A 24,072-nucleotide genomic window follows, 5' to 3' on the forward strand; every position below is an offset into this window, starting at 1 on the left:
AGAGAATCTTCCAGAAGGTCTTCACTCCACCGACTGCTGTAATTACCTCTTAGTTACCGCTGTTCTAATTTAACTCAATAATTTAAGCAAGCATATTTCACAGCATTGAACGTCCCCCTTCGGAGGGGGTAGGGGGAGGATGACACGAACCCAAAACTTCATTTTCCCAATCCAGCTATTTTGCAACATGCCGGTTCAGCCACACCACCTTCCTAATTGAGGCAAGGCGTCCGCAAGGTGGAAAGGTTACTAAATAAAAAGCGTGGCACCTACTATCAGCCCGCTTTAAATGTTTTCACCATAACTGTCAGGCCAAGGGAAAGATTAGTCTAAGCTCCTGCTACCCGCGCCAGTTACGGGTGTGTACCGATAAAAGAAAGTTCTTAACTGCCGGCCAATCAAAAAAAGGCCTTTACAAGTAGTCAGCGGGAGTGAATATATTTAATCCTTAGCCGGATGGCTGTGGTATTTCCCTCCGGCCAATAAATAAATGATGGGTGGTGATAACACCACCCATGGCACTTTCGCTACTTTTCCGGTAGAATACAAAACAAGTAAATAAATAAAACGCTGCTGTTAAATAAGTAAACTTTCTTATTCATTACTAGTTCATTACTTACCTAACGGTTTACAATGCCTGCTCTTCGCGGCGGAGGCGCTTATCCAGTACAAACGTACCGAACGGCAGCAGGGAGGCAATAAAAGCACCGGCGGCTTTGGTAAAAGACCAACGCCGTACCAACCACACCTGCAGCAAAGCCAACCCGAACAGTACAAATAATACGCCGTGTGCCCAACCCACGTATTTTACCGGCTCCGGAATTTTAGCCAAATACTTAAGCGGCATGGCAATAAATAACAACAACAAATACGAGATACCTTCCAGAATACCAATATACCGGAAACGCTGCAAGGCGCTTTTACCTTTATTTTGATTCATGCTAATGTTTACGTCTGAATAAATAACGCAAAAATAGCAAATGAATTTGAGGTTAAGCCTAACCCGGTGCATTTAATGCGGTAAAGCCTGGCTTTAAAACCTTAGGCTACGGTTAAAACCAGTTTACCAATATGGGTACTGCTTTCCATTACGGCATGGGCCTGCGCGGCTTGCGCCAACGAAAACTCCTGGTAAATAATTGGTTTAAAGCTACCATTCTCCAGCAAAGGCCATACGTGTTGCTCTACCGCTGCGGTTAGCTCGGCTTTAAAATCGGCGGAACGGGGACGTAGCGTGCTGCCGGTAATGGTCAGGCGGCGGCGCATCAGGTGCTGAATGTTAAAATCGGCAGGCGCGCCCTGCATGGCATTGATAAACACCAGCCGGCCATCGGGGTGCAACAAGTTCAGGTTTTTGTGGGTGTAATCGCCGCCAATCATGTCCAGGATTACGTCTACGCCTTCCGCCTGCAACACCGTCCCAAAATCTTCGGTCCGGTAATTAATGGCCCGTTCGGCACCTAAGGCTTCGCAGCGGGCACATTTCTCGGGGCTGCCGGCGGTGGTAAACACGCGGGCACCAAACGCCCGGGCCAGTTGAATAGCCGTAATGCCAATGCCGCTGCTACCGCCGTGCACCAGCACACTTTCCTGGGGCTGCAGTTGTCCGCGCTGGAAAACATTATGCCAAACGGTAAATACGGTTTCGGGCAAAGAAGCGGCCCCGGTAAAACTTAGATTAGCCGGTATGGGCAAACAATGGCGGGCATCTACCACCGCATATTGTGCGTAACCACCACCACCCAATAAAGCACAAACCGCATTACCAGGTTGCCAGCGCGTTACAGCTGCTCCGCAGGCTTCTATTACGCCGGCCACTTCCAAACCCGGAATGTCCGGCGATATGCCCATGGGTGGTGGATAGCCGCCTTTGCGCTGGAAAGTATCGGGCCGGTTTATTCCCGCAGCTTTTACTTTTATTAAAACTTCGTGCGGGGCGGGTTCGGGCCGCGGCCGGTCCTGTAGTTGCAGCACTTCGGGGCCGCCGGGTTGGGTTATTACAATGGCTTGCATAAGTATAAAGGTGCTTATTAAAAAAGCCGCGTCAAACTAAATTACCCGGGTTAAGCCATAAATACGCTTGGGCCGGTAATAAACGGGGCTTTATAAATGCTTTTATAAGTTCCGGAACTTACCTTACTTACCCCAAAACCGTTTTTTTGTTTATTATTTCTGGTTAAGCTTTTATTTACCAGACTTTACCAATCGTTAGTAGTGCTGCTGTTTTCTGGGCGCGGCGCTAAAAACCATTGCTGATTCGGCCTAAATGCAGGTCTTTAAACCTGGGCGTATAAGTAAAACCATTTTGCCGTTAAAAATAAAACCTCCCGAACCAGTGGCCGGGAGGTTTAAAGAACAGGGCTTAACCCCAGGTAAAAATAATTAGCTTGCGCCCAGCCAGAAATATTTCCCGCTTACATATCGCCCGCTTTCCGGGCAGCTTTATCAGCTTTTTTGCGTGTACGCTGGGCCCGGGCCTCCATTTTGGCCGCTTTACGGGTTTGCTTGGCTACTTTATCGGCGGCATCATCCATTTTTTCGGTTTCACGGGCATTTTTTTTGGCTGCTTTGGCTTCTTTGCGGGCCTCGGCTAACCGTTGTTTATCCTCTTCGGGCGTAGTAGTTTGGGTGGTTGGCTGGGTACCGGTTCCGGTTGTTTGGGCCACCGCCTGGTTCGTGAGCAAGGTAAATAATCCTGCCCCGACAAATAAAATGAAGCTCTTCTTTTTCATCGCTTTAAAATCATATTTTTGCTTACGCAAAAAGTAGTTTAATGTCTGAAAATCAAATAAAAAAGAAGCTACTTTCCGATTTAAATACTATTTAAAATTTATTGAAGAAGATAATACCCATGAGTTACCAGAAGTATGGACAAGATAGACTGTTTCTCTTTTGCAAGATTGCATCTTTCAATACCTAAGTGCTAACTGTTTTCAGATGCCTAAGTTTGCTCAAGGCCGCGAGGCCCCGTTTGGTCATTCGGGCGGTTGCTATTTCTTTTCCTCGTACCTCGGAATGCGGCGCACCAGAAATCCAGAAGAGCATCTTCCAAAAGGCCCTCATCTCCCAAACTGATGTAGTTTACCTGTAGCTGCTACTATTGCGTTTGTTACAGAATAATCTAATTGTTGAATAATTAATTATTAATAGCTTGTTGTCTTTATAGTACCAGTTCGCTACAAAGGGTTAGCAGATATAGTGGCATTACCGGAGCTACCCGCCTATTTTAGGAGGGGCTGGGGGTGGTAAATTTCTTTTCCTCACCCAAGCCTACCAGCCAGTAGCATAGCATTAACTACTTCTAGATTTAAAAGCACATAGCAATTCCGGTAAAAATTAAACCACTGCTTAATCAGCTAAAAAAGGCCTGCGGCTTTTGGGGAAAACGGGTGGTTCCTGGCCAATCATTTCGAGCAAGGAGGTTTCAATATTCTGGCTCATGGCATTCAGGGCCAAATCGTTGGGTTCTTCGCCGAAGGGCTCTTCCAGTTCGGTAACCAGGGCATCGAGGGCAATAAAAGTATACCCCACAAAAACCACCATTACCGGCGTCATCCAGCCAATGCTATCGACCAAGCCAAAAGGCAACAAAAAACAATAAATGTACACGGTGCGGTGCAGCAGCACGCTGTAGGTATAAGGTATGGGCGTGCTGGCAATGCGTTCGCAGCCACCCACAATACCCGAGAGTTGGTTTAGGTTATGGTCGAAGGCGGTTTGGGTAATAGAATCGATATGGCCGGTAGTTTTAAGTTCCTGTACCCAGTTGCCTAATTCGCGAAGCAGCCGGATGGGTTTGTATTTTGCTTTTTGCACGGCTTGGGCGAGGTCGGGGGGCAGCAGGCGCGCCAGGTCGGGAGTGGCATCGGTGCGGCGCAACTGGTGTTTTAAGGCGTAGGTAAACGCTATCAGCAAGCGGGTAAAGTCTGTAATCTTTTCAGAATCGGGGGGCAGGCCGCTCATAGTCAGGGCCTGGCGGACCAGCGAGCGGGTATCTATCAGCAAAGCGCCCCAAAGTTTACGGCCTTCCCAGAAACGGTCGTAACTGGCGTTGTTCCGGAAACCTAAAAAAATAGCCAGTGCCAAGCCAATAAGCGTAAAGGGTGCAGGGTTAAGCGGAATTTTGTACTCAAAAAGTTGCCCCCGAAGATACACGATAAAAGAGGAAAGCAGGAAAAGCGCAATCAACCGCGGCAAAATATCCGGCAACACCGACCCGTGCCATACAAACAGCATCCGGAACCAGTTACTTCTTTCTTTTATAATCATGATCCAAAACTTGTCGGCAAATGTAAAAAGGCCGGCCCGCAAAACCAATAAAACCTTGCAGTGTCAGGGTTTATAAAACAGATCCGGAAAGCCCCGGTTTATCTGAGCGCTTACGGGCTGGTGGGTATTAAAAGTATTTCGGACTATTAAGGAGATGGAATAGCCAGGATAAATTAAGAGGATATTTAGGGTTTGGACGCTTCCTTTTTGCCAGATTCCATCTTGCAATAGATTGGTCTAACTAGTTTAAAATATCGAAGAAAGCTCCCGGCCGCGGGGCCCGTCGGTGAGTTCAGACGGTCTAATCTTATTTTTGCTAGTACCGCGCCATGCTAAAGCACCGGAATCCAAGAAGATTCTCTTCCAGAAGGGAATCTTCCAGCAGGTCTTCACTCCACTGACTGCGATATTTGCCAGTAGTTACTGCTATTCTGTCTTCTTCTTTACAGATATATTTTATCAATATCTATTGCTCACGAAGTGTTTGCTACCTTAAGTGAACCTTAAAAGTGGTATTACCGCGCTCCCCGCCTATTTTAGGAGGGGTTGGGGGTGGTAAATTTCAATTCAAATCAACCCGGCTTTTTAATCCAGTAGTTGTACGCTCCACTTCCAGGCCCAAGTATAAATAAAATATTTTTATAAGCTTACCGGGTAAAACATCTACCAACCTGATGCCAGCAGCGGCCTTTGCACTATTAGTAACCGTTAAAATAAAAAATGTTTTAATTGTATTATTTACACTTGCTTTGGCATAGGATTTAGTAAAAATATTTTAATATATATTTTTACTAATATTTTTATTATTCAATAATATATGAGACATTTACTTCATTATTAAACCTTTATAATAAAAAATACCAATTCTAATCAACAACTTAACAATCCATTCTTTTCATGAAAAAATTTACGCTCTATTACATGCTCTTAGTAGCATTGGTGTTCAATTTGGCGGCTTGCGGAGATAAAGACAAAGACGACGCCCCTGCCCCATCTAAACTAGCTTTACTTACTGCCAAAACCTGGAAAGTAAATAAAGCCAAAGTAAATGGCATGGATGAAACCCAAGAACCACTTATTGCATTTTTGCAACTTTTAGAATACAAGTTTAATACCGATAAAAATTATACTGAAAGTTTCCTTGGTACAGCAGAACCCGGAAAATGGGAATTTGCTTCTAATGAAACCATAATTGTTTTGGACCCCGGAACAGATGACGAAGAACGTTGGACTATAGTGGAATTAAAAGAAAATTCTTTAAAGGTTAATTATACTGACCCTGCTGACAATTCTAAGACAGAATACGAATTGGTACCGAAGCCATAACAAAGCTCGGCAGATTAAGCTGCATTATACTATTATATTTCCCGAAATAAGCCTCCTTAACCCGAGGCTTATTTTTTTGCCCGGCAGTAACAGGTACCATTCACCCGCCTTATAACCAACCCTGGAGCAATAGCCCTAGGTTGCTAAACGTAGAATGCTTTACCTAGGTAATTACTTACTTCCCCCTAATGCCAGTGTCAAGCAGAACGGCACTGGCGCCTTGCCCTGCCCGCAAGTCTTCAGCCTTGCGCCAATACCAAGCCAGCCCGGCCGCTGTTTTACTTCTCTATAAAGTACCCTACACCTCTTCGCTTAAAACAAGGCTTTAAAAAAGCCCCCCAGAACAACCAACCCTTCTTACGCCCATAACATTCCGGGCTTTAAACTGTTTACCTGATGTTGGAGTAACGGGCTTGGCCTGAAAAAGAAAGAAAACCAACGGGGCAAAGCTACCGGTAAGCAACGGCTAGCGCGTTGACGCCACCAGACCCGCTGGCCAACCACAACCAAAAAGGTTTATGAAAATACTGCTGACGGGTGCCACCGGCTACATTGGCAAAAGACTCTTGCCGGTGCTCCTGGAACAAGGGCACGAGGTAATTTGCTGCGTCCGCGATATCCACCGGTTCCCGCAGGAAGGCATTTACCGACACCCTAATATTTCTTTGCTCGAAATCGATTTCCTGGAGCCCCTTACCCCTACCGAGGCCAACCAGCCTAACGAAAAAATCCGAAGCATCCAGGCGGCTTACTACCTCATCCACTCCATGAGCACCCACAGCAAAGATTTCGGGCAACTGGAAGCTACTTCGGCGCATAACTTTATTCAACTGATTAAACCCACCGCCGTGCGGCAAATCATTTACCTGGGCGGCATTACCAACAGTACCCAGCTCTCGCGGCACCTGGCTTCGCGCAAAAAAGTAGAAGAAATATTAAGCCAAAGCGGCATACCGGTAACTGCCCTGCGGGCCGGCATTATTGTGGGCTCCGGCAGCGCCTCTTTCGAAATTATCCGCGACCTCGTCGAAAAGCTACCCGTTATGATTGCCCCTAAATGGCTAAACACCCGCACCCAGCCCATTGCCATCCGGAACGTATTGGAATATTTAACCGGCGTTTTGGGTAAACCCGCAACCCTGAACCAGGCCTACGACGTGGGCGGACCCGATATTTTATCTTACAAAGAAATGCTGCTGCAGTTTGCCCAGGTGCGCGGACTCAAACGGTTCATCTTCACAGTGCCCGTCATGACGCCGCGACTGTCGTCGTACTGGTTGTATTTTGTAACGGCTACCTCTTACCAACTGGCTACCAACCTGGTAAACAGCATGAAAGTAGAAGTAATTGCGAAAGATAAAAACCTGGAGCAACTGCTGGGCATTACCCCCATCCCCTACAAAAAAGCGGTAGAACTGGCTTTTCAGAAAATAGAACAAAACAACGTGGTATCGAGCTGGAAAGACTCGCTGGTATCGAGTAACGTAGATAATTCTTTGCTGGAACACATAAAGGTGCCCGAAGATGGCTGCTTTACCGACCGCCGGCAGAAACCCATTACCACTAACGTAAACCAGGTGCTCGACAATATCTGGTCGATTGGGGGCAAGCGCGGGTGGTACTACGGCGACTGGCTCTGGCATATACGCGGCCTGATGGATAAGCTGGCGGGGGGCGTGGGTTTGCGCCGCGGCCGCACCAACGTGCATACCATTAACACCGGCGACACCCTCGATTTCTGGCGGGTGCTGGCCGCCGACAAACAAAATCAGCGTTTGTTGCTGTACGCCGAAATGAAACTACCCGGCGAAGCCTGGCTGGAATTTAAAATTATGCAAACCGATAACGGACCTTTTCTCCGGCAAACGGCCACTTTCCGGCCCAAAGGCTTGCTGGGCCGCCTGTACTGGTATGCTGTGTTACCGTTTCATTTCTTCGTGTTCGAGGGCATGGCGAATAATGTAATCCGGTACGGCAATTTAGGCCATGGTAAAAATTAAAGTTTCTACCTAGTTAATTTAAAATCCATAAGTAGAAAGTTTTATACAAATTCTTGTATAAAACTTAATAATAAAAATACTATATTTAGCCTTATTAACCTTATCCTAATAGTTTTATTACATGTTTTCAGATTCTACTTTAAGTTTAAAACAAGTATTCAAATTATTGTTTGAAGCACAAACTGAGCAAGATGTTGATAATCTAATTACGAAAAATCCTGACATCTTCAGAAAAGAGAACTGGAAGCCATTAGGAGGAAATGAAAGCAACTACGGGGTTATTGAGAATCAGCAATCCTCTCCTATTGCTGCATTGGTCGAAAAAGTTACTAATTCAATAGATGCTACTCTAATGAAAAAGTGCTATGAAGCTGGAATAGATCCCAAATCGGCAGAAGCGCCTAAAACAGTTGAAGAAGCTGTAAAAAAGTTTTTCCCAAACCAAAGTAGTTGGGATTTAAGCAAATATCGGAAGGAGCAAGCAGAAAACATACAAATAATAGCAGATGGAACGCCTAGAAACACATCTGTAATTATATATGATAATGGTGAAGGACAGCATCCAGAAGATTTTGAAAATTCCTTTTTATCGCTATTAAGAGGTAATAAAAATGAAATTCATTTTGTACAGGGAAAGTATAATATGGGTGGCAGTGGCGCTATCGTCTTTTCTGGCAAACAAGGATACCAGCTTATTGCTTCTAAAAAGTTTGACAATACAGGTAGTTTTGGTTTTACACTCATTCGAGAACACCCACTAACCGAACAAGAGGAACAGGTTAAAAAGAATTCTTGGTACGAATATTTAGTATTACAAGGGGAAATACCAGCTTTTGATTTTGAAGAACAAGACTTAAAGTTACACAATAGAAAGTTTAAGACAGGTACCATCATTAAACTCTACTCCTATCAATTTCCACCTGGTTATGCAGGATTTGCCCAAGATTTAAATCAAAGCATCAATGAATATTTGTTTGATCCAGCCTTACCTATATTAACAGTTGATAGTAAGAGCCGATATCCAAATAACAAAGTTCTTGAATTAGACCTTTATGGTTTGAAGAGAAGGCTTGAAAGAGAAAGCAACGAATACATTGATCAGTATTTCTCCGAAGAATATCAAGATGAATTATTTGGCTCTATGAAATTGACATGCTATGTCTTTAATCCAAAAATTAAGGACAAAGATGTAAAAAAGAGCAAGGATATTATTCGAGATAGATATTTTAAAAACAATATGTCTGTTATGTTCTCTGTGAATGGGCAGGTTCATGGGCATTATACTTCTGAATTTGTAACGCGTGCATTAAAATTTAATCTTTTAAAAGACTACTTGCTCATACATGTTGATTGCACACATATGAAGTATACTTTCCGAAAGGAGTTGTTTATGGCTTCAAGGGATCGCTTGAAACAGGGAGAAGAGGTAAAAAAGCTTAGAGAATATCTTTCAGAAAAGTTAAGAAAAAGTAAGCTGGAAGAAATTAACAAGCATCGAAAAAGTTCGATTGGTTTAGAAAGTGAGGATACTACGGAGCTTATTAAATCTTTTGCTAAAAATCTGCCAAAAAACAGCGATTTAATGAAACTGCTAAGTCAGACTTTGAAGCTAGAAGAACCAAAGAAACCAGTTAATAATCAACCCAAGAAGGAGAATAAACATAAGAAAGCAAGCGAACCATTTTTACCGCAGCGGTTTCCGAGTATGTTTAAGCTTAAAGGTAGAACAGGTGATGAAATACCAACAGTTAAGGTCCCACTGGGAGGAGAGAAATCAATTATTTTTGAGAGTGACGTAGAAGATCAATATTTTGATAGGACAGAGGAACCGGGCAACTTAAAACTTGCTTTGCAGAATATTAAACGCGATAAGCGTAATGGTGGGACTAAACCTGGTACAGACCGAGAAATAACGGAAGTACTTAATATTGTTAAGAGCAGTCCTAATAAAGGAAATATTAAAATAACGCTTAATCCAACTAAGGAAGTAAATGTCGGTGATGAGCTAGAGGTTAAAATTTCTTTAAACGGGGCAGGGCCTATATTTGATGAGCACATTTTAGTTAAAATAAGCGATCCAGAAGCTCCCAAAGAACAGGTTCCTGAGAAGAAGGAGGAAGAAATGGATTCATTAGGCTTGCCTGAATTAAAAAAAGTACACGAAAGTCAGTGGCAAGAACTTGAAGCTGGTGGTATTATAATGAACCATGAGACCGTTATGTACCCAAGTGGAGAAGGTGACAAGCTGGATATTATTTATATCAACATAGATAGTCATGTATTCCTATCCTATCTTTCGAAAATTAAAAACATTTCTGAAGAGCAGCATAGGGTTGCGGAAAAGCGTTATTTATCTTCAGTATATTTCCATACTTTGTTCCTATATATGATTACAAAAAAGCGGAACTACAAATTTAGTATAGATCGTGAAGGTAAAGAAGATGATATTACCTTAGAAGAATATCTTAAAGATATTTTTGATAATTATTATTCTGATTTCCTTTTGAACTTTGGAATGGACGAATTATTGAAAAGCCTAGATGAAGGATAATTTATATAATAAATGGGTCGGCCTTAATTTTGACCCGATTTAACTGTTTAATGACATTTAAAAAGGTTACAAACCTAACTCATGGCTTATAGTAGCTATATGTTGTTCAAGATCAGAAACCAATAATCTTCTAGATTTAGCATATTGCAGCATATTTTTGATAATATTAAATATATTTTCTTTATTCTTATTTATTTCACAAATAAAATCTTCATATAATATTTGGCCTAATGGAACATTACCTTGATATACAAACCAGAATATTTCTCCCAATTGAAAAACATCTGAATAATCATCGATTAAACAATCATGATTTAAATTATAACGCTCAGTTAAATATTTATTCATAGCCTCAGGAGAAATCCATCCGAACGGACCAATTCGCTCACCGGCATAGTCTAATGGATTCCTTTTTCCTTTGCTAATTAATCCTAAATCACTAATCTTCCATGTTTTTACATCTTCACTTTTAGAAGAAAATAGTAAAATATTATCTGGTTTGATGTCCCTATGATAAATTGCTTTGCCATGTAATTGCTTAATTGCAGCCATAACCTCAGAACATATCTTAAACCTTTCTTGCTCATCAATGTTGAGGTTATTAAGGATATGTTCCTTAAGATCAGTTTCTGCTTTTTCCATTACAAAGTATAAATAACTTGAACCCTCGATTTCTATTACTCCATCGAAATAAGTTTCTACTACATTTGAGAAACCCTCTTCCTTTGCAATTCTTAGTGCTTGAATTTCTTCTAAAAATCTAGCGTTTGATTTACTATTTCTAGAATAATTGTAGCTAGCAGAACTAGACAAACCACTAATCTCTTTCCTAGATAAGGGTTTTACAAATGGATCTTTAGATATTTTTATTGCTTTCGCGGTTCCATCCTCATCATACAACGAAAAAACACTAGAATTTCCTCCTTTCGAGAAATCGTAATCCCCAAGTTTCTCAATTCTATAAAATTTACCTTCATTTTCAAGGATATTATATTTAGGATCATTTGAGAGAGCTATAAAACCTCTTGCCAACTTCATAAACTAAAAAGATTTAATTTTCTCTAACTCTTCAACATTTAAAGTAATATAACCCTCTATTTCATAAGGTTCTGGCTTAAGTTCATAAAATTCAAGTATTTCTTCCTGTGTATCATTAAGGCCGGTTGACTCATTAAGTAAAACTTCATGAAAAAACTTTAACCGTTCATTTCTTGCATCTGTTGAATTTGATTGACTTACGCAATTAAAAGCATAGTTTTGTAAAGGAGCACACATCATATTAGATGGTGAAATATCTTCTCCAATAGCCACAAGAATTCTGTAGAAATATTCTAATGTCGAGTTCTCTAAAGAAAGGATTTGGTAAATAAATCCAAAGAGAGTATAAAAGTCATTTCTTTGCTTGTACCTTGTTTGATTAATTGGAAAAATTTTATTCAGTCTTTGTATTCTACTGATAATATCTAAAAATTTTATTCTTAAATCAGCGGCTTCTTCTTTTGTAGAAATTATTTCGTATAATCTTTCTGCGTACTTCTTTTTATCCGTAATACCAAATTTCAATTGAGAAATCAATTCTGATATAAATTCGATATCCATCATTCTAGTAGCAGCATTCGCCGAAAACAACCCTAATGCACTAAAGTCCTCATTAGTTGAAAGTTCTTCAACAAGATTAAGAAAGAAAGTATCCGAATACTGGGCTTTTATAATTTCTTGTCTATTAAGCTTTGATCCATAATTATTTACTCGGTAATAAAAATCTTCAATTGAGTCTCCTTCTTCTGTTTCAACAATAACTATAGAAATTCTAAACTCTAAAAATGAATAATCAGAATTTATATCAAAAAATTTTTTATTAATATCTGAAAAGGCTGCCTTTACAAAGCCTAAAAATGTACGGATCCGCTGCTGACCATCCACAACATCATAATTATTATTTTCTTTCCTATGTAAGAAAAATGACGGCAACGGGTAACCTAATTGAATTGATTCAATTAATCTCTTTTTTGCAGGTAGTGACCATATATCATTTCTCTGATATGGAGGAGATAAATTTAATTTATCCTGATCATACAACCTTAGTATTTGATCAATTTTCCATTCACTAATTTCGTATCTCATAGGTAAAATTTAAATAAAACAAGCTGCGCAACCTTCTTCCTCAGAATCATCTAATATATCTAAAAGATAATTGGATTTTATACCTTTATCCTTGGAGTCTCTTAGCCTGCGCTCTTCTTTAATTGAATCGGTACGAGAAGTATCTCTATTATTCAATACTTCATAATTTATCCAAACTATTTTATCAATTTCAATATCAAGTTTGCATAGTTCAATTCTGTTACCAGCTTCATCATTTGTTGGTACACCAATTAACTCTCTTAAGGTTTCCTCTTGCATCCACGTATAGCCATCTTTCTCATAAAGTTCAGCCTTCAGGAATTCTTCCAAATGGTTTTCAAATAACCAAACCCATTCTATCTTTTGTTGAAAGAAACAAAAGTAACAACCAGAGCGGCTACGGGCATATGTCCCCTTTGCTCCATTTATGTTGTATTCTATTTTATTATAATATTTTGGCACTCCTACTCCTGAAGTTTCAAGAAGACGAAATATATCTGCTCTAATTAAATTATCTTCATTTTCTAGGAGTGGGAAAAAATCAATTTGACTTAACGGATAATGGGTAGTTTTTAAAAAAGCAAAAACAGCTTTATTAAAAACTATAACTCCCTTATCTAATAATTCATCAAGTTTATTTTTCTTAGAATAACTTATTGAAATGAACTTAGAAAGAGTATTAACAACACTCTTTAGAGCTTGTTTCTCTATTAGTTGTTCGTATTGATTTAGTAAGAAGGGAATGTTATCATTTTGCAAGACCTTTTCTATAACATCTTCACTCCAAATATTTCGCCGAAAAGGAAATATAGATTGTATATTAGGCTTTTTAGATATATATCCTTCGCGATCCTCATCTCCTCTTATACCAACATAAGAGATTATGGGATCTTCACCAACAAAATCTTCAAAAGGCTCAAGTTTTAACTTTTTAGTACACCACCTAGCATTAGAAGATGGCAAGTAACCCCCATAAAGTTGTAAGTAATGATCGAAGGAAGCAATTGGACTATTCTCTACAGGAGTTAATCTTTTAATTGTCTTGCCTAAGTAACTTTCTAAGTTATTGATTAAATCGTAAGTTTCCGGAAGCTCTTTACCAGTATCACACAGATAATATTCGATATCCAAATCTGGATAATTATCTTTTAAGTATATTGCTAGTGCTGCACTATCCTTACCTCCCGAAATTCCGAGCACATGACGTACCTTACTTTTCATTTTTCAATCTTTCTTTCAGCAAATTAGTTAAAATGAGAATAGCTTGTTGGTCACCTATATCACTTAAACTAATATTTACTTGTTCTGTTAAAACCCTCATTTCTTGGAATTTCTGCTTCGGCAACCGTATAATTCTCTGCTGTAAACCATCTTCAAAAGAATTTATTTCTAATTTAAAAGCATCTTCCCGCTCTAAATCTATATTTGCATTGGCTAAGTCTAATAGGCAATCTAATTGATATACTTGCTTTTGGAAGCTTTCATAAAACAAAACCTCATCAGCATCATCGAAGATTGGTATTTGTTTTTGTACTAATGCAGTAGCCAAAGAGGTGAGCCAAGCGTTACGATCCTCTAAGGCTGACATAACACGTTGAACAAAGGTCTTCTGCTTAATTGTTAACTGGTAAAGATTTAAAGAACTATAGCGTTCCTGAAGTGCTTGCTTGTAAATAGCAAATTTTGGTTCAGTTCCTACTATTTCTCTTGAAATAAAGATCTCTATCCGTTCTATTAACTTATCATACGCTGTCCTGAGTTCCCTTATACTTACTTGTAAAGAATTAATGTACTCTTCTTGCATATCAGGGTCCTGCTGCATAGAAGATAGACTATAACCTAAAGCTTGAGGCATTGCTTCAAAAAAAGTGGCTTCCGGATCTTTAGCTTTAGAAATAACTTCCCTTAGGCGAATACTTTCTTTAGAAAGTTTTACTGTTTTCTTTGAATATTCTGGTAATCCCTTAAAGAAGGTTAAGAAAGGCTTTATGGTTTCTATGAATGTTTCGGTGGTTGGTTGTTCTACAGAAACCTTCTGAATAAATTCACGATATTGGTTAAAAAAGGTTAACCGAACACCTTCTACATCAAAAGCTTTAACAGTGTATTGACTTGGATTTTTTATAACTAAATCAAGGACTTCCGCATGTATTTCGGGTATAAATCCTTTAGGACCGAACAATGCAAATTCATTCCTCTTAATGAAAAGGAAAACCGGCAGCCAAAAATCAATAAATCCTTTCTTTAATTTTATAGGTGATTCTGAATAAGCTTCGGTTAGTTCAGAAATATTTCGTTCACTAATTCTGGTATTATCTAGAAAATTATTGCCTACCTGCCAAAGATTGGCAAATGACTTATCTGTCGGTTCTGACAAAATGTATTCATTCTCTTGGCACTTATGAATACCAGTATTTTTAATAAGGGAAAGATAAATGCTTTTTTCTGGTGGAAAATTTTTCTCAGGAAAACCTAATCCTGCCACTTTCCAATTTAGAGTTAATGCTTTAAGAAAACTTTTACGGGCACTTGCAATAGCTCCAGATATTTTTGTTTTATTAACTAGTTCACTTTTAAAAACAGGAGTACCATGATAAATTTCCTCACATATATTTGACAAGCACCGGTTGAAATTTTTGCGGTCCATAACCTGGGTATTGGCTCCACCGTTATAAAACCAACTTATCTTATTATCGTTGCTGTATAGGCTACCTACAACATAATGATTAAGAAGCTTTATCTGATGAACAAGAATATCTTCTAATTCTCGCAAGGCTACTTTATCATTTGGGTTTCTTTCTTTTACCTTCTTGATTTTTTCTATCTCTCTTATCAATCCTTTTATTTCGAAAGTATTTTGATAAAGACCATAAAGTATTGGTTTTTGGCGAGTACCAACCTTTTTTCTTATATCATCTAGCGAAAATTTATCAGAAAATATTAAATTAATATATCCATCAATTTCTTTTTGGGGCAGTTCCAAAATAGGCTCATCTGTTATCTTAAATTCAAAGATTCTTGGAGTCCCTCTCTCGTACGAGATCTGCTTAGCTTGAATGTATGGTTGATTAAAATATTGTTTTACGTACTTAACTACGTCCGTAACGTTCTCTATTAATTCGCCAGCTTCGTTTATTGCTAACTCAATGTCTAAATCTGTTCCTTCAAATAATTGATACTGTTTAGCATGATGTTTAAAACGGATTATTTTAACACTCTCTAGTTTGTCTAATAATTCTGGAACATTTTCAATTCCTAAAGAGAGTCTACCATAAGTCGATAAGAATTCTTTATTTACTTGACCACCTGGGGTTGAAAAAATTGTTAATAAGCCTATCGTTTTAACTAAATTAGAATAATCTTCAATTTGATTTTCTAATAAAGTATTTACACGGTCTAATGACTTTCTAATATACGTCCATTGCGAAAAGTGAGGATTATATTTTGAATTTAGAACTGAGTAGTAATGAAAGATTAAATAATCAAAGACATGGCTAATATTATAAAATCCCTTCTCGCCGACAACATCCGCTAATCCAAAAGTATCATCTGACTCCAAAAAGGAAAATAAAGACCGCTCATTCTGACCATAATGTTGTAAGGAAAGAGCTAAAACGCCTGCTGCTAAAATATCTAAAGGATAAACATCTTTGGCTACATCAATTGAAAAATAATCTCGTAAAGGGAATATATTAGCTTTTGAAATAGATTCAAATAGCTCCTTTATTACAACATAATTTACCTCTTTTGGCAAATCTGCCAACTTCTTAGAGGCTAGATAAAGTAATTGCTCGACTGGTTCGTTAAAAGATAATTCTTTTAATCTTCCTTTAACTTTCGTCCACTCTTCTTTTTGGTATCTAGTTAACCCTAATGAATAGGCGCTAAAATCCTGATGAAGAACAGTAATTAGCAAAATGTCTTTATTATAATCATTAATGTATTCTGCTAATTGTTGGATAAAGTAAAGTTCTTGCTCCGGGTTGTTTTTTGCTGCGTACTCAAGAAATTTACCAAATTCATCTATAACAAGTACGAGCGTTTTATTTTGTTCTTTAACATCTTTATAATAGGTATCTAAAGCCCCTAACACTTCTTGAACAGTATAATTAAAATTATCAGGAAGAAATTTGGATGCAAGGTTCTGAATAAAAGAAGTATGTTCTCCAATTAAATATTCAAACTGGAAAACTTGCTCTTTCAATGAAGACTTTGAGTAATCATTAAAGTACTGGATTTTATTATGTAAAGTCCTTTCCAAAGCCCATATGAAAGCTGATTTACCTGTACCATATGCTCCAATTATATTAAAACAATGATGGCCAGCTTCGTAATTAGATACTAATTGATTAAATACATCTTTAGAATTAGGAGTAGGTATATAGTCGATTTCCCTATCTAAATCTCTAATTATATTTACAGATGGTGAAAATTTATTGGCCATAATAATTTGTTAATAAATCATACTTATTCAACTGTTCTTTTTTAACCGTAAGTACACGGTTTCCGGCGGTTGTAGAATAATTGATTTGTTCTGGATAATTTTCTACCATGCCTTGAATCTTTTGATATAGACCTTTTTCATTTAAAGCAAAAATTAGCCCTGGAGAATTATAACCAACTTCCAACTCTTTAAAACTTATAGTATTACTATAACTTGGATTATCTAAAATTGCAAGCAATACTAACTGCCAAGGAAGGTCATCACGTTCCGAGCTATCGATCCAATAATAATCTACTAAGGTACCATGGTCTTCTCTAATTTTAGAATGATTTAGTAAACTCAACTCGGGCATTACTCCGGCATAATCATCTTCAATATCTATCTTCCCTTCGGTGGCTAATGTATAACTTCTAATAAAAACACTTATATCCTTTGCAATTGTATTTTCGTTGAACGTTGTATCTGTCTCTTCGCACTTCCTTTTTAAGAATTGATGCAATTGAGCTTTCGTGAAGTTTTGCCGTTCTCTTCTAAACTCATTGAAAACCAAGTTGTAAATGGATGCTCGGCCAGTCTTAACCAAAAGATAATGTAAAAACCAAACAGTACCTAAATCTTCCACATAAGGGTCTAAACCATTGTCACTGAATATTATATTCGTATATTCTTGAAATCTGTCATTATTATCTATGAGTGCAAAAGCCTTTAGCCAATACCTGATTGAAGTGACCATGTTCTTTCCAACACCTAATTCTATAACAGCATTCTCATCAGAGAACTTATTGTTTCTTAAGTAATCGAACCCTTTTTTAAGCCAAAAGTGCTTACAGGTAAAGGATTCATGACCGAAAAATGAATATTTTATACGCGGTTTTTGCTCTTCAATCATTATTCACTAATTGAGCGATAAATAAATTATTTATAAAAGGTAAACAAAATAAATAAATTATATATGCCAAAGATAGGAATTCCACTTAGGGAATAAATTTTACTAAATAAATCGGGAGAGAAAAAAGTTGTAGATTTACTTAAGTCCTTAGCCGTTAATAGAGTACGTCCTAGAAAATTTGTTCACTGAGCTGTTGGCTTTTGTCATTGCACCACTTCATCCGGAAACTTGCCCTGTAAATCATTACTCAATAAATATTTAGAAGTATAATCCTGTTTGGTGTTTAGCAAATCAGGCTTGTTAAACTGCCAGAGGCTATCGTTGGCCAGCCGGATAAACGGGAAGGTGGTATAAATTTGCTTGCGGGGCGGGCCAAAATCAGCTAATAAATTATTCAGTCTTGGCTCAATGGTGGCGTAAGGAATAAAACCGATGTTGCCTCTTTGTATTTCGCCGAGCGCCAGCAACATTAAAAGCGGCTTGTGCGGGGCGCGGGTGCCTTTGCTTTGCCAGGTTTTAATACTACTAAACTGCTCTAATACGCCTTTATCGTCCATCGGGTGCAAAATCTCCTTAATGTACTATTTTGCCCTGAAACAGAATAGCTTTCCAGGTATATTTTTCTGCTTTCTTAAGCAATCAGGTTTTGATTACTCGTTGCCGGCACTATAAATTCCGGAACCCTAATCTTGGACACCGCCCGGTAAATACGGTAATAACCGGATTAATACTGCCAGTTAAGCTATCCTATACAATTCTTTGGCTCTATACCCCGTTAGCCTTATCCTTTACCCTGTCCAATTTACTTAAATCACTATCCCTTACCGTTTTCACTTCTCTCAAGAACCCCCTCCCCTATTTCTTCCTGAAAATAAAATACTTATAATAACCAATACGTAGAAACACCCGTAAACCGGCAGATATTTACTTAATCCCCATTTCAAGACAAAATCCAAAATAACCCGAAAAAACTATGGCCGATTTAGATGTACAACCCAAAAAAAGCAACCCCTGGTGGTTATGGCTTATATTAGCTTTGGTAGCGCTGGCTTTAATATTTTTCTTATTCCGGGGCTGCGACCGCACCACCGACGACGCCGAGGCAACCGGCACAACCCTGAGCGATTCTACGGCTACTACGGCCGCCGCCGACGGTACTGCCACCGACGACGGCTGGGGATCGGTAGATTTTGATGCTCCCGCTGCCACTTACGAGGAAATAACCGATACCGATATTAACGTGCGCGGCAACGACGATTATGCCATTTACAGCGTAGACGAAACCGTTTTGTTTGATACCGATAAAAGTGCGATTAAGCCCCAGGCCGCCGAAAAGCTAAAGCAAATTGCCAGCTCGATGGGCAAACGCTTTACCAACAGCCAGGTACGTATTTACGGCTACACCGATGCCCAGGGCAGCGCCAGCTATAACAAAGAACTGGCCGAACAACGCGCCGCCGCCGTACAAACCTGGCTAACGCAGAACGGCAATATTGCCCCGGATCATGTTACGCTGCACCCCGTAGGCGAGTCGCGGCCCGTAGCTTCTAACGAAACGGCCGCCGGCCGTCAGCAAAACCGCCGCGTAGAAATTGTGGCCCGCCGCTCGGAATAATTTTTACGGGCAGGCACGTAAACTAATAAATACCTTGGTTTACCCTATTTTAATTAGCGCCCACCCCGGCGCCCTTAACTAAAAATAAAAATGGAAAGAGATAATAATTATAACGAAACCAACCGCCTGCAGGAGCTAGGCGGCAGCGATTTTGAAATTGCCGACGGCCAGCCTAATATTAAAGGCTGGACCATTAAAACCCCGCAGGGCCAAACCATTGGCGAGGTAGAAGAACTAATATTTGATGTGCAATCCAGGAAAGTACGCTACATGGTAGTAGATTTGGAAAACAGTGTGCTGGACCTGGAACCGCGCCATGTGCTGGTACCCATTGGCCTGGCCCAACTAAACGAAGACGACGATGATGTAATATTGCCCAACGTTACCGCCGACCAGTTGCAGGCTTTACCCGTGTACGAGAAAAACCAAATTGGCCGCGATACCGAAACCTCTATCCGCTCGATATTTGGCGGCTTGGGGGCGGCAGCCGGCGCAACCGGGGCGGCTATAAGCGGTGCGGCCCACCAGACCGGCGATGCCCTTACCGACGATACCGATACCCGCGATGACTTTTACGAACACAACCACTTTAATGACCGCGGCCTGCACCGTAATCGCCGGGAGGACTTAAGCAGTACCGATTATACTGATGCCAACACCACCCGCGACCTGCTCGACAGCGATACCTCTATTCCGATAATAGAAGAAGACCTGGAGATAGGGAAGCGCGAAGTAGAAACCGGGGGCGCCCGGATTAGCAGCCGGATTGTGGAAGAAGAAGTAGAAGAAAATATTACCCTGCGCGAAGAGCACATAAACGTGGAGCGTACGCCGGTAAACCGTCCGGCTACTGAAGCTGATATTAATGCTTTTAGAGAAGGTGAAATTGAACTGACCGAACACGCCGAAGTACCGGTGATTAACAAAGAAGCCCGCGTGGTAGAAGAAATAACCTTGGACAAAGAAGTAACCGAACGCGACGAAGTAATCCGGGACACGGTGCGCAAAACTGAAGTAGACGTAGAAAACCTGGACACTGATACGAATCGGCCCCGCACCGACGACGATGATACTTACCTGACCGACGAGGAGCGGAACCGCAACCGCCCTACCAACGTGTAGACCTAAGTTATGAGACGTTTGTAAAGTAGTAAAGAGTCTCCCTAAGTTATCGGACAGTCCCCCCTTTGGAGGGGGAAGATTTAAAGCGTAAACAACAACTTTGCAAAACGCCTGCAATATATTAAACCCAAAGTAAAACGGCATCTTCCTGAAGATGCCGTTTTACTTTTAGGCTACAGCACCGGCGTTCTGCTCTTAAATAAATCCGTCTTTCAGGATAGCTATGGTAAATTCTTTTATCCATAACTTCTGATTTGCTTCGTAAAAATTAATGCTTTAGAGATAACCTTTCAGGACTTTCGCGAAGTCATTGTGTTACACTGTGAATACTTTCCCTACTCCCTCCAAAGGGGGACTTTTCCTAACTTTGCGGAAGTCCTGCTTTAATTAAATTACTAAAATATTTAGCATATAAATAAACTATATTTAAAATTAGCCAGTATATTTAGCAAAAATATCTCTAATGCTAAACCCGAATGCAACTACTAGCCTCTTATTTTCCTACTAGTCGGCCCGGCCAGGTGCAGGTAAAATTGTACGAGCATAACGTACCCGCCGGGTTTCCGTCGCCGGCCGCCGACTTTACCGAACGCACCTTAGATTTAAACGAGTTTATTGTAAAACGTCCGGCTTCTACGTTTTTTGTACAGGTAAGCGGCGACCCCATGCAGAACGCCGGCATTTACGAAGGCGATGTAATTGTGGTAGATAAATCGCTGAAACCGGGTCACGGCAATATTGTGCTGGCGGTGGTGCACGGCGAGTTTACCGTAAAACGCCTGCACTACGCAGGCAAACAGGTTTTTCTGCGGCCCGAAAACGAGCGGTACCAACCCCTGGAAATATTACCCGATATGGGTTTTACAGTGTGGGGCGTGGTCATTCATGTGTTGCACAAAGTATAAATAACCATGCTGGCCCTGATTGATTGCAACAACTTTTTTGTATCGTGTGAGCGCGTTTTCGAGCCCCGGCTCAAGCACAAACCCGTGGTAGTACTCTCGAATAACGATGGCTGCATTATTTCGCGCTCGCAGGAAGCCAAAGATTTGGGTATAAAAATGGGGGAACCCTTGTTTCAGGCCCGTCCGCTTATTGAGCGCGAAAAGGTACGAGTCTTTTCATCGAACTTTATGCTTTACGGCGATATGTCGCGGCGCGTGATGCACATCCTGAAAACCTTTGGCGCCGTAGAGGTTTATTCGATTGATGAGGCTTTTGTGGATTTAAGCCACGTACCAGCCGCCGACTGGGAAAAATGCGCCATTACCATCCGGGAAACCATTAGCCAGCACCTCGATTTGCCGGTATGCATAGGCGTAGCGCCCACCAAAACCTTAGCCAAAGCCGCCAATAACCTGGCCAAGAAAAATCCGGCTTATAACGGCGTCCTCCTGCTCGATACCCCCGCGCAGCAAGCCTTTGCCCGCCGTCAACTAGCCGTAGAAAATATTTGGGGCGTGGGCCGCCGCTATGCCGCCAAACTGCACCAGCACCAGGTCTATACCGCCGCCGATCTCGTAGACCGTAGTTCGGGTTGGGTATACAAGCACCTGGGCGGCGTGGTGGGCGTACGGCTACAGCAGGAACTACTTGGCCAACCGTGCCAGGAACTGGATTTTAAAGAGTCGTCGGCCCGGAAAAACCTGGCTTGTACCCGCTCTTTCTCCCGCTACATTACCCACCTGAAAGACCTGCAGGAAGCAGTAGCCACCTACACCTCGCGCGCCGCCGAAAAATTACGGCTACAAGGCAGCGCCGCTAAGGTTATTACCGTTTTTATCCGGACGAACAAGTTTTCGGTGCAGGCGCCCCAACACCACCAGGCAGCTACGGTGGCGTTGCCCATTGCCTCGGCCGATACTGGTGAGTTTATCCGGTACGCGCTGCAAGCCCTGCAACAGATTTACCAGGAAGGCTATTTGTATAAAAAAGCCGGCGTTATTTTGTCGGAAATTATACCGGCGCACCAGGTCCAGACGGATTTATTTGACACCACCGACCGGGGTAAAAGCCAGAAGCTGATGCAGGCCCTGGATAAACTTAATACCAAAATGGGCAAAAACGAATGGGCCCTGAACACGGTAGGCTACGCGGCCGCCGGCCTGGAAAAAAACTGGAAAATGACTACGGTCCACCGCAGCCCGCGGTATTCTACGCACTGGGCAGATTTGTTGCAGGTTAAAATTTAAGGATTAACCGATCCGGACAACATTGCTTCTTTGTTGTATGTTTATGAGTATCATAGTTTTATTTTGCAGGAAAAAGTAAAGAATTGCTGTAGAGCTATTTATCTTTTGAAAGATTTCATCTTCCCAGGCAGTGGTGCTAATGGTAAGCTATAGCCTAAGTAAGCTCCCGGCCGCGGGGCCCCGTTTGGTCATTCGGGCGGTGAACTTTTCTTTCCTCGCTCCGCTGCGGAATGGCTCGTCCCTCGCCACCGAAAAGTTCAAAGGCCCTCATTGCCCAAACTGCTGTAGTTTGCTTTTAGCTACTGCTCTTCTTAGTTTGATTAAAATTCTCAGTTGGGGTTAATAATTAAATATGTTCTAACTCAAATAATTATAACAAACCACCTCCAGCCCCTCCTGATTTAGGCGGGCTGGAGGCAGAATACACCGCCTCGCCTAGCTCCTCATCATCGAGGCGAAGAGGAGCCGGCCTGATGGTTATTGGGTTACAACGTTTTTTCTTTGGGTTGCTAGTTTTACCCTTCCGCCCTGCGGGCACCTTCCCTAAAATAGGGAAGGCGTTGCGGCTGAACCGGCATGTTGCAAAATGGCTGGATTGGGAAAATGAAGTTTTTGGTTCGTGTAATCCTCCCCCTACCCCCTCCAAAGGGGGACGGTTCAATGCTGTGAAAAGGAATAAGAGGATCCTGCATAGCAACCGCTAAGAGCTCTTAGCGCAGTCGGTGAGGTGAAGACCTGCTGGAAGATTCTCTGCTGGAAGATTCTCTTCTAATATTCTGGTGCGTAGCATTCCGACGAACGAGTAAAGGAAATATCAACCTCCTGAACCCACCGACGGGGCTCCGCGACCGGGAGCTAGCTTAAGCAGCAACTACCTATTAGGACCTGTGCATTGCAAGATGCAATCTGGCAAAAGATAAACACCAGAAACCGCATTTAAAAATAAAGCCTTTCCCCCTACACTCACTAAAATACATCTTATCCTAAGCCTAATTCAGAACTGCGCTATTGAAATTTCACTTTAGCTGATTATAACTATCGACCAGGAATAAACATCACATGCGCAATAGTTATACTTTGCAAAAACCTTTATTAAAATTCAATTACTAACTAAACGCTCGGCCCGAAACAAATCATCGGCGGCTTGTAAGACTTTGGCTTTGAGCTTGGGGTTATAATTGGGGTGCTGTTGCAGAAACTCCCGGACGGTATTAGCGGCGGCAGCGGTCTGGTAATTGCCCAAAGTGGCCTGGAGCCAGGCGTAAGGGAAGAAAATATCGCCGGTTAGTTGTATTTCTTCCAGCAGGTTTAGGCTAGCGGGCAGGTACTTTTGGGAAGTTGGAGCCCGCAGGGGATGGTGCAGGTAACTAAGCGCCGTAACTACCCAGGCTTCTTTTTCGCGGTTTTGTTCCTGCTGCAGCGCGGCGAAGAAAGCTTCGCGCACAGTTGCATCGGGGGCCAAAGTCGGTAGTAAGAACCGGAGGCGCTGCTGGCGGTCAGGGTTTTTTATGCGGGTTAGTTGCTTTTGCAATATTTGCGG

Annotated in this window: 16 protein-coding genes and 2 pseudogenes; 7 read left to right on the top strand and 11 right to left on the bottom strand. The window is 41.2% G+C overall.

Going from position 1 to position 24,072, the window contains the following annotated elements; all coding sequences use genetic code 11:
• Positions 1–628: 628 nt before the first annotated feature.
• From ACO1R6_RS22360 to ACO1R6_RS22375, 4 genes are all read right to left on the bottom strand, one after another.
• Positions 629–940: a DUF3817 domain-containing protein gene (locus tag ACO1R6_RS22360; protein ID WP_486267489.1), complete on the bottom strand. Its 312-nt coding sequence runs from the start codon at positions 938–940 to the stop codon at positions 629–631.
• A 101-nt stretch (positions 941–1,041) separates the two neighbouring features.
• Positions 1,042–2,013: an NAD(P)H-quinone oxidoreductase gene (locus ACO1R6_RS22365; RefSeq protein ID WP_486267491.1), complete on the bottom strand. Its 972-nt coding sequence runs from the start codon at positions 2,011–2,013 to the stop codon at positions 1,042–1,044.
• Between the two features lie 401 nt (positions 2,014–2,414).
• Positions 2,415–2,732 (bottom strand): hypothetical protein, encoded by a 318-nt coding sequence (locus tag ACO1R6_RS22370; RefSeq protein WP_486267493.1) that lies wholly within the window; start codon positions 2,730–2,732, stop codon positions 2,415–2,417.
• A 616-nt stretch (positions 2,733–3,348) separates the two neighbouring features.
• Positions 3,349–4,269: a bestrophin family protein gene (locus ACO1R6_RS22375; protein ID WP_486267495.1), complete on the bottom strand. Its 921-nt coding sequence runs from the start codon at positions 4,267–4,269 to the stop codon at positions 3,349–3,351.
• Positions 4,270–5,166: 897 nt separating this feature from the next.
• Here ACO1R6_RS22375 and ACO1R6_RS22380 point away from each other — a divergent pair.
• The 3 genes from ACO1R6_RS22380 (at position 5,167) to ACO1R6_RS22390 (ending at position 10,146) form a co-directional block, all read left to right on the top strand.
• Positions 5,167–5,595: a hypothetical protein gene (locus ACO1R6_RS22380; RefSeq protein WP_486267497.1), complete on the top strand. Its 429-nt coding sequence runs from the start codon at positions 5,167–5,169 to the stop codon at positions 5,593–5,595.
• A gap of 518 nt (positions 5,596–6,113) precedes the next feature.
• On the top strand, positions 6,114–7,595 hold the full coding sequence (locus ACO1R6_RS22385) for an SDR family oxidoreductase (protein ID WP_486267499.1): 1,482 nt from the start codon (positions 6,114–6,116) through the stop codon (positions 7,593–7,595).
• Positions 7,596–7,716: 121 nt separating this feature from the next.
• Positions 7,717–10,146 (top strand): hypothetical protein, encoded by a 2,430-nt coding sequence (locus ACO1R6_RS22390; RefSeq protein WP_486267501.1) that lies wholly within the window; start codon positions 7,717–7,719, stop codon positions 10,144–10,146.
• A gap of 66 nt (positions 10,147–10,212) precedes the next feature.
• On the opposite strand, the gene ACO1R6_RS22395 is transcribed toward ACO1R6_RS22390, so the two are convergent.
• The 6 genes and pseudogenes from ACO1R6_RS22395 to ACO1R6_RS22420 all read right to left on the bottom strand — a co-directional run.
• Entirely contained in the window at positions 10,213–11,184 is a 972-nt protein-coding gene (locus ACO1R6_RS22395) for a protein kinase domain-containing protein (RefSeq protein WP_486267503.1), read from the bottom strand.
• Positions 11,185–11,187: 3 nt separating this feature from the next.
• Positions 11,188–12,270, bottom strand: coding sequence for a GmrSD restriction endonuclease domain-containing protein (locus ACO1R6_RS22400; protein WP_486267505.1), 1,083 nt, complete (start codon positions 12,268–12,270; stop codon positions 11,188–11,190).
• 9 nt (positions 12,271–12,279) lie between these two features.
• Positions 12,280–13,491 carry a phosphoadenosine phosphosulfate reductase family protein gene (locus ACO1R6_RS22405; RefSeq protein ID WP_486267507.1) on the bottom strand — a complete coding sequence of 404 codons (1,212 nt, stop codon included), beginning with the start codon at positions 13,489–13,491 and terminating at the stop codon, positions 12,280–12,282.
• A complete protein-coding gene (locus tag ACO1R6_RS22410) occupies positions 13,481–16,714 on the bottom strand; it encodes a hypothetical protein (RefSeq protein WP_486267509.1) in 3,234 nt (1,077 codons plus the stop codon). Before ACO1R6_RS22410 ends, ACO1R6_RS22405 begins: the two co-directional genes overlap by 11 nt.
• On the bottom strand, positions 16,704–17,603 hold the full coding sequence (locus tag ACO1R6_RS22415) for a DUF4007 family protein (RefSeq protein ID WP_486267511.1): 900 nt from the start codon (positions 17,601–17,603) through the stop codon (positions 16,704–16,706). Before ACO1R6_RS22415 ends, ACO1R6_RS22410 begins: the two co-directional genes overlap by 11 nt.
• Before the next feature lie 206 nt (positions 17,604–17,809).
• Positions 17,810–18,160, bottom strand: a pseudogene (locus ACO1R6_RS22420) (phosphorothioated DNA-binding restriction endonuclease family protein); the annotation flags it as partial.
• A 416-nt stretch (positions 18,161–18,576) separates the two neighbouring features.
• On the opposite strand from ACO1R6_RS22420, the gene ACO1R6_RS22425 reads away from it, so the two are divergent.
• The 4 genes from ACO1R6_RS22425 (at position 18,577) to ACO1R6_RS22440 (ending at position 22,532) form a co-directional block, all read left to right on the top strand.
• The gene (locus ACO1R6_RS22425; RefSeq protein WP_486267513.1) at positions 18,577–19,218 is read left to right on the top strand and encodes an OmpA family protein; all 642 of its coding nucleotides are present in this window, start codon (positions 18,577–18,579) and stop codon (positions 19,216–19,218) included.
• 90 nt (positions 19,219–19,308) lie between these two features.
• The gene (locus ACO1R6_RS22430; protein WP_486267515.1) at positions 19,309–20,340 is read left to right on the top strand and encodes a DUF2382 domain-containing protein; all 1,032 of its coding nucleotides are present in this window, start codon (positions 19,309–19,311) and stop codon (positions 20,338–20,340) included.
• 476 nt (positions 20,341–20,816) lie between these two features.
• The gene (locus ACO1R6_RS22435; protein WP_486267517.1) at positions 20,817–21,245 is read left to right on the top strand and encodes a LexA family protein; all 429 of its coding nucleotides are present in this window, start codon (positions 20,817–20,819) and stop codon (positions 21,243–21,245) included.
• 6 nt (positions 21,246–21,251) lie between these two features.
• Complete coding sequence (locus ACO1R6_RS22440; RefSeq protein ID WP_486267519.1) at positions 21,252–22,532, top strand: Y-family DNA polymerase; 1,281 nt, start codon at positions 21,252–21,254, stop codon at positions 22,530–22,532.
• Between the two features lie 1,099 nt (positions 22,533–23,631).
• On the opposite strand, the pseudogene ACO1R6_RS22445 reads toward ACO1R6_RS22440, so the two are convergent.
• A pseudogene (locus ACO1R6_RS22445) lies at positions 23,632–24,072 on the bottom strand (aminopeptidase); the annotation flags it as partial.

It is taken from the genome of Adhaeribacter sp., from assembly GCF_057359045.1.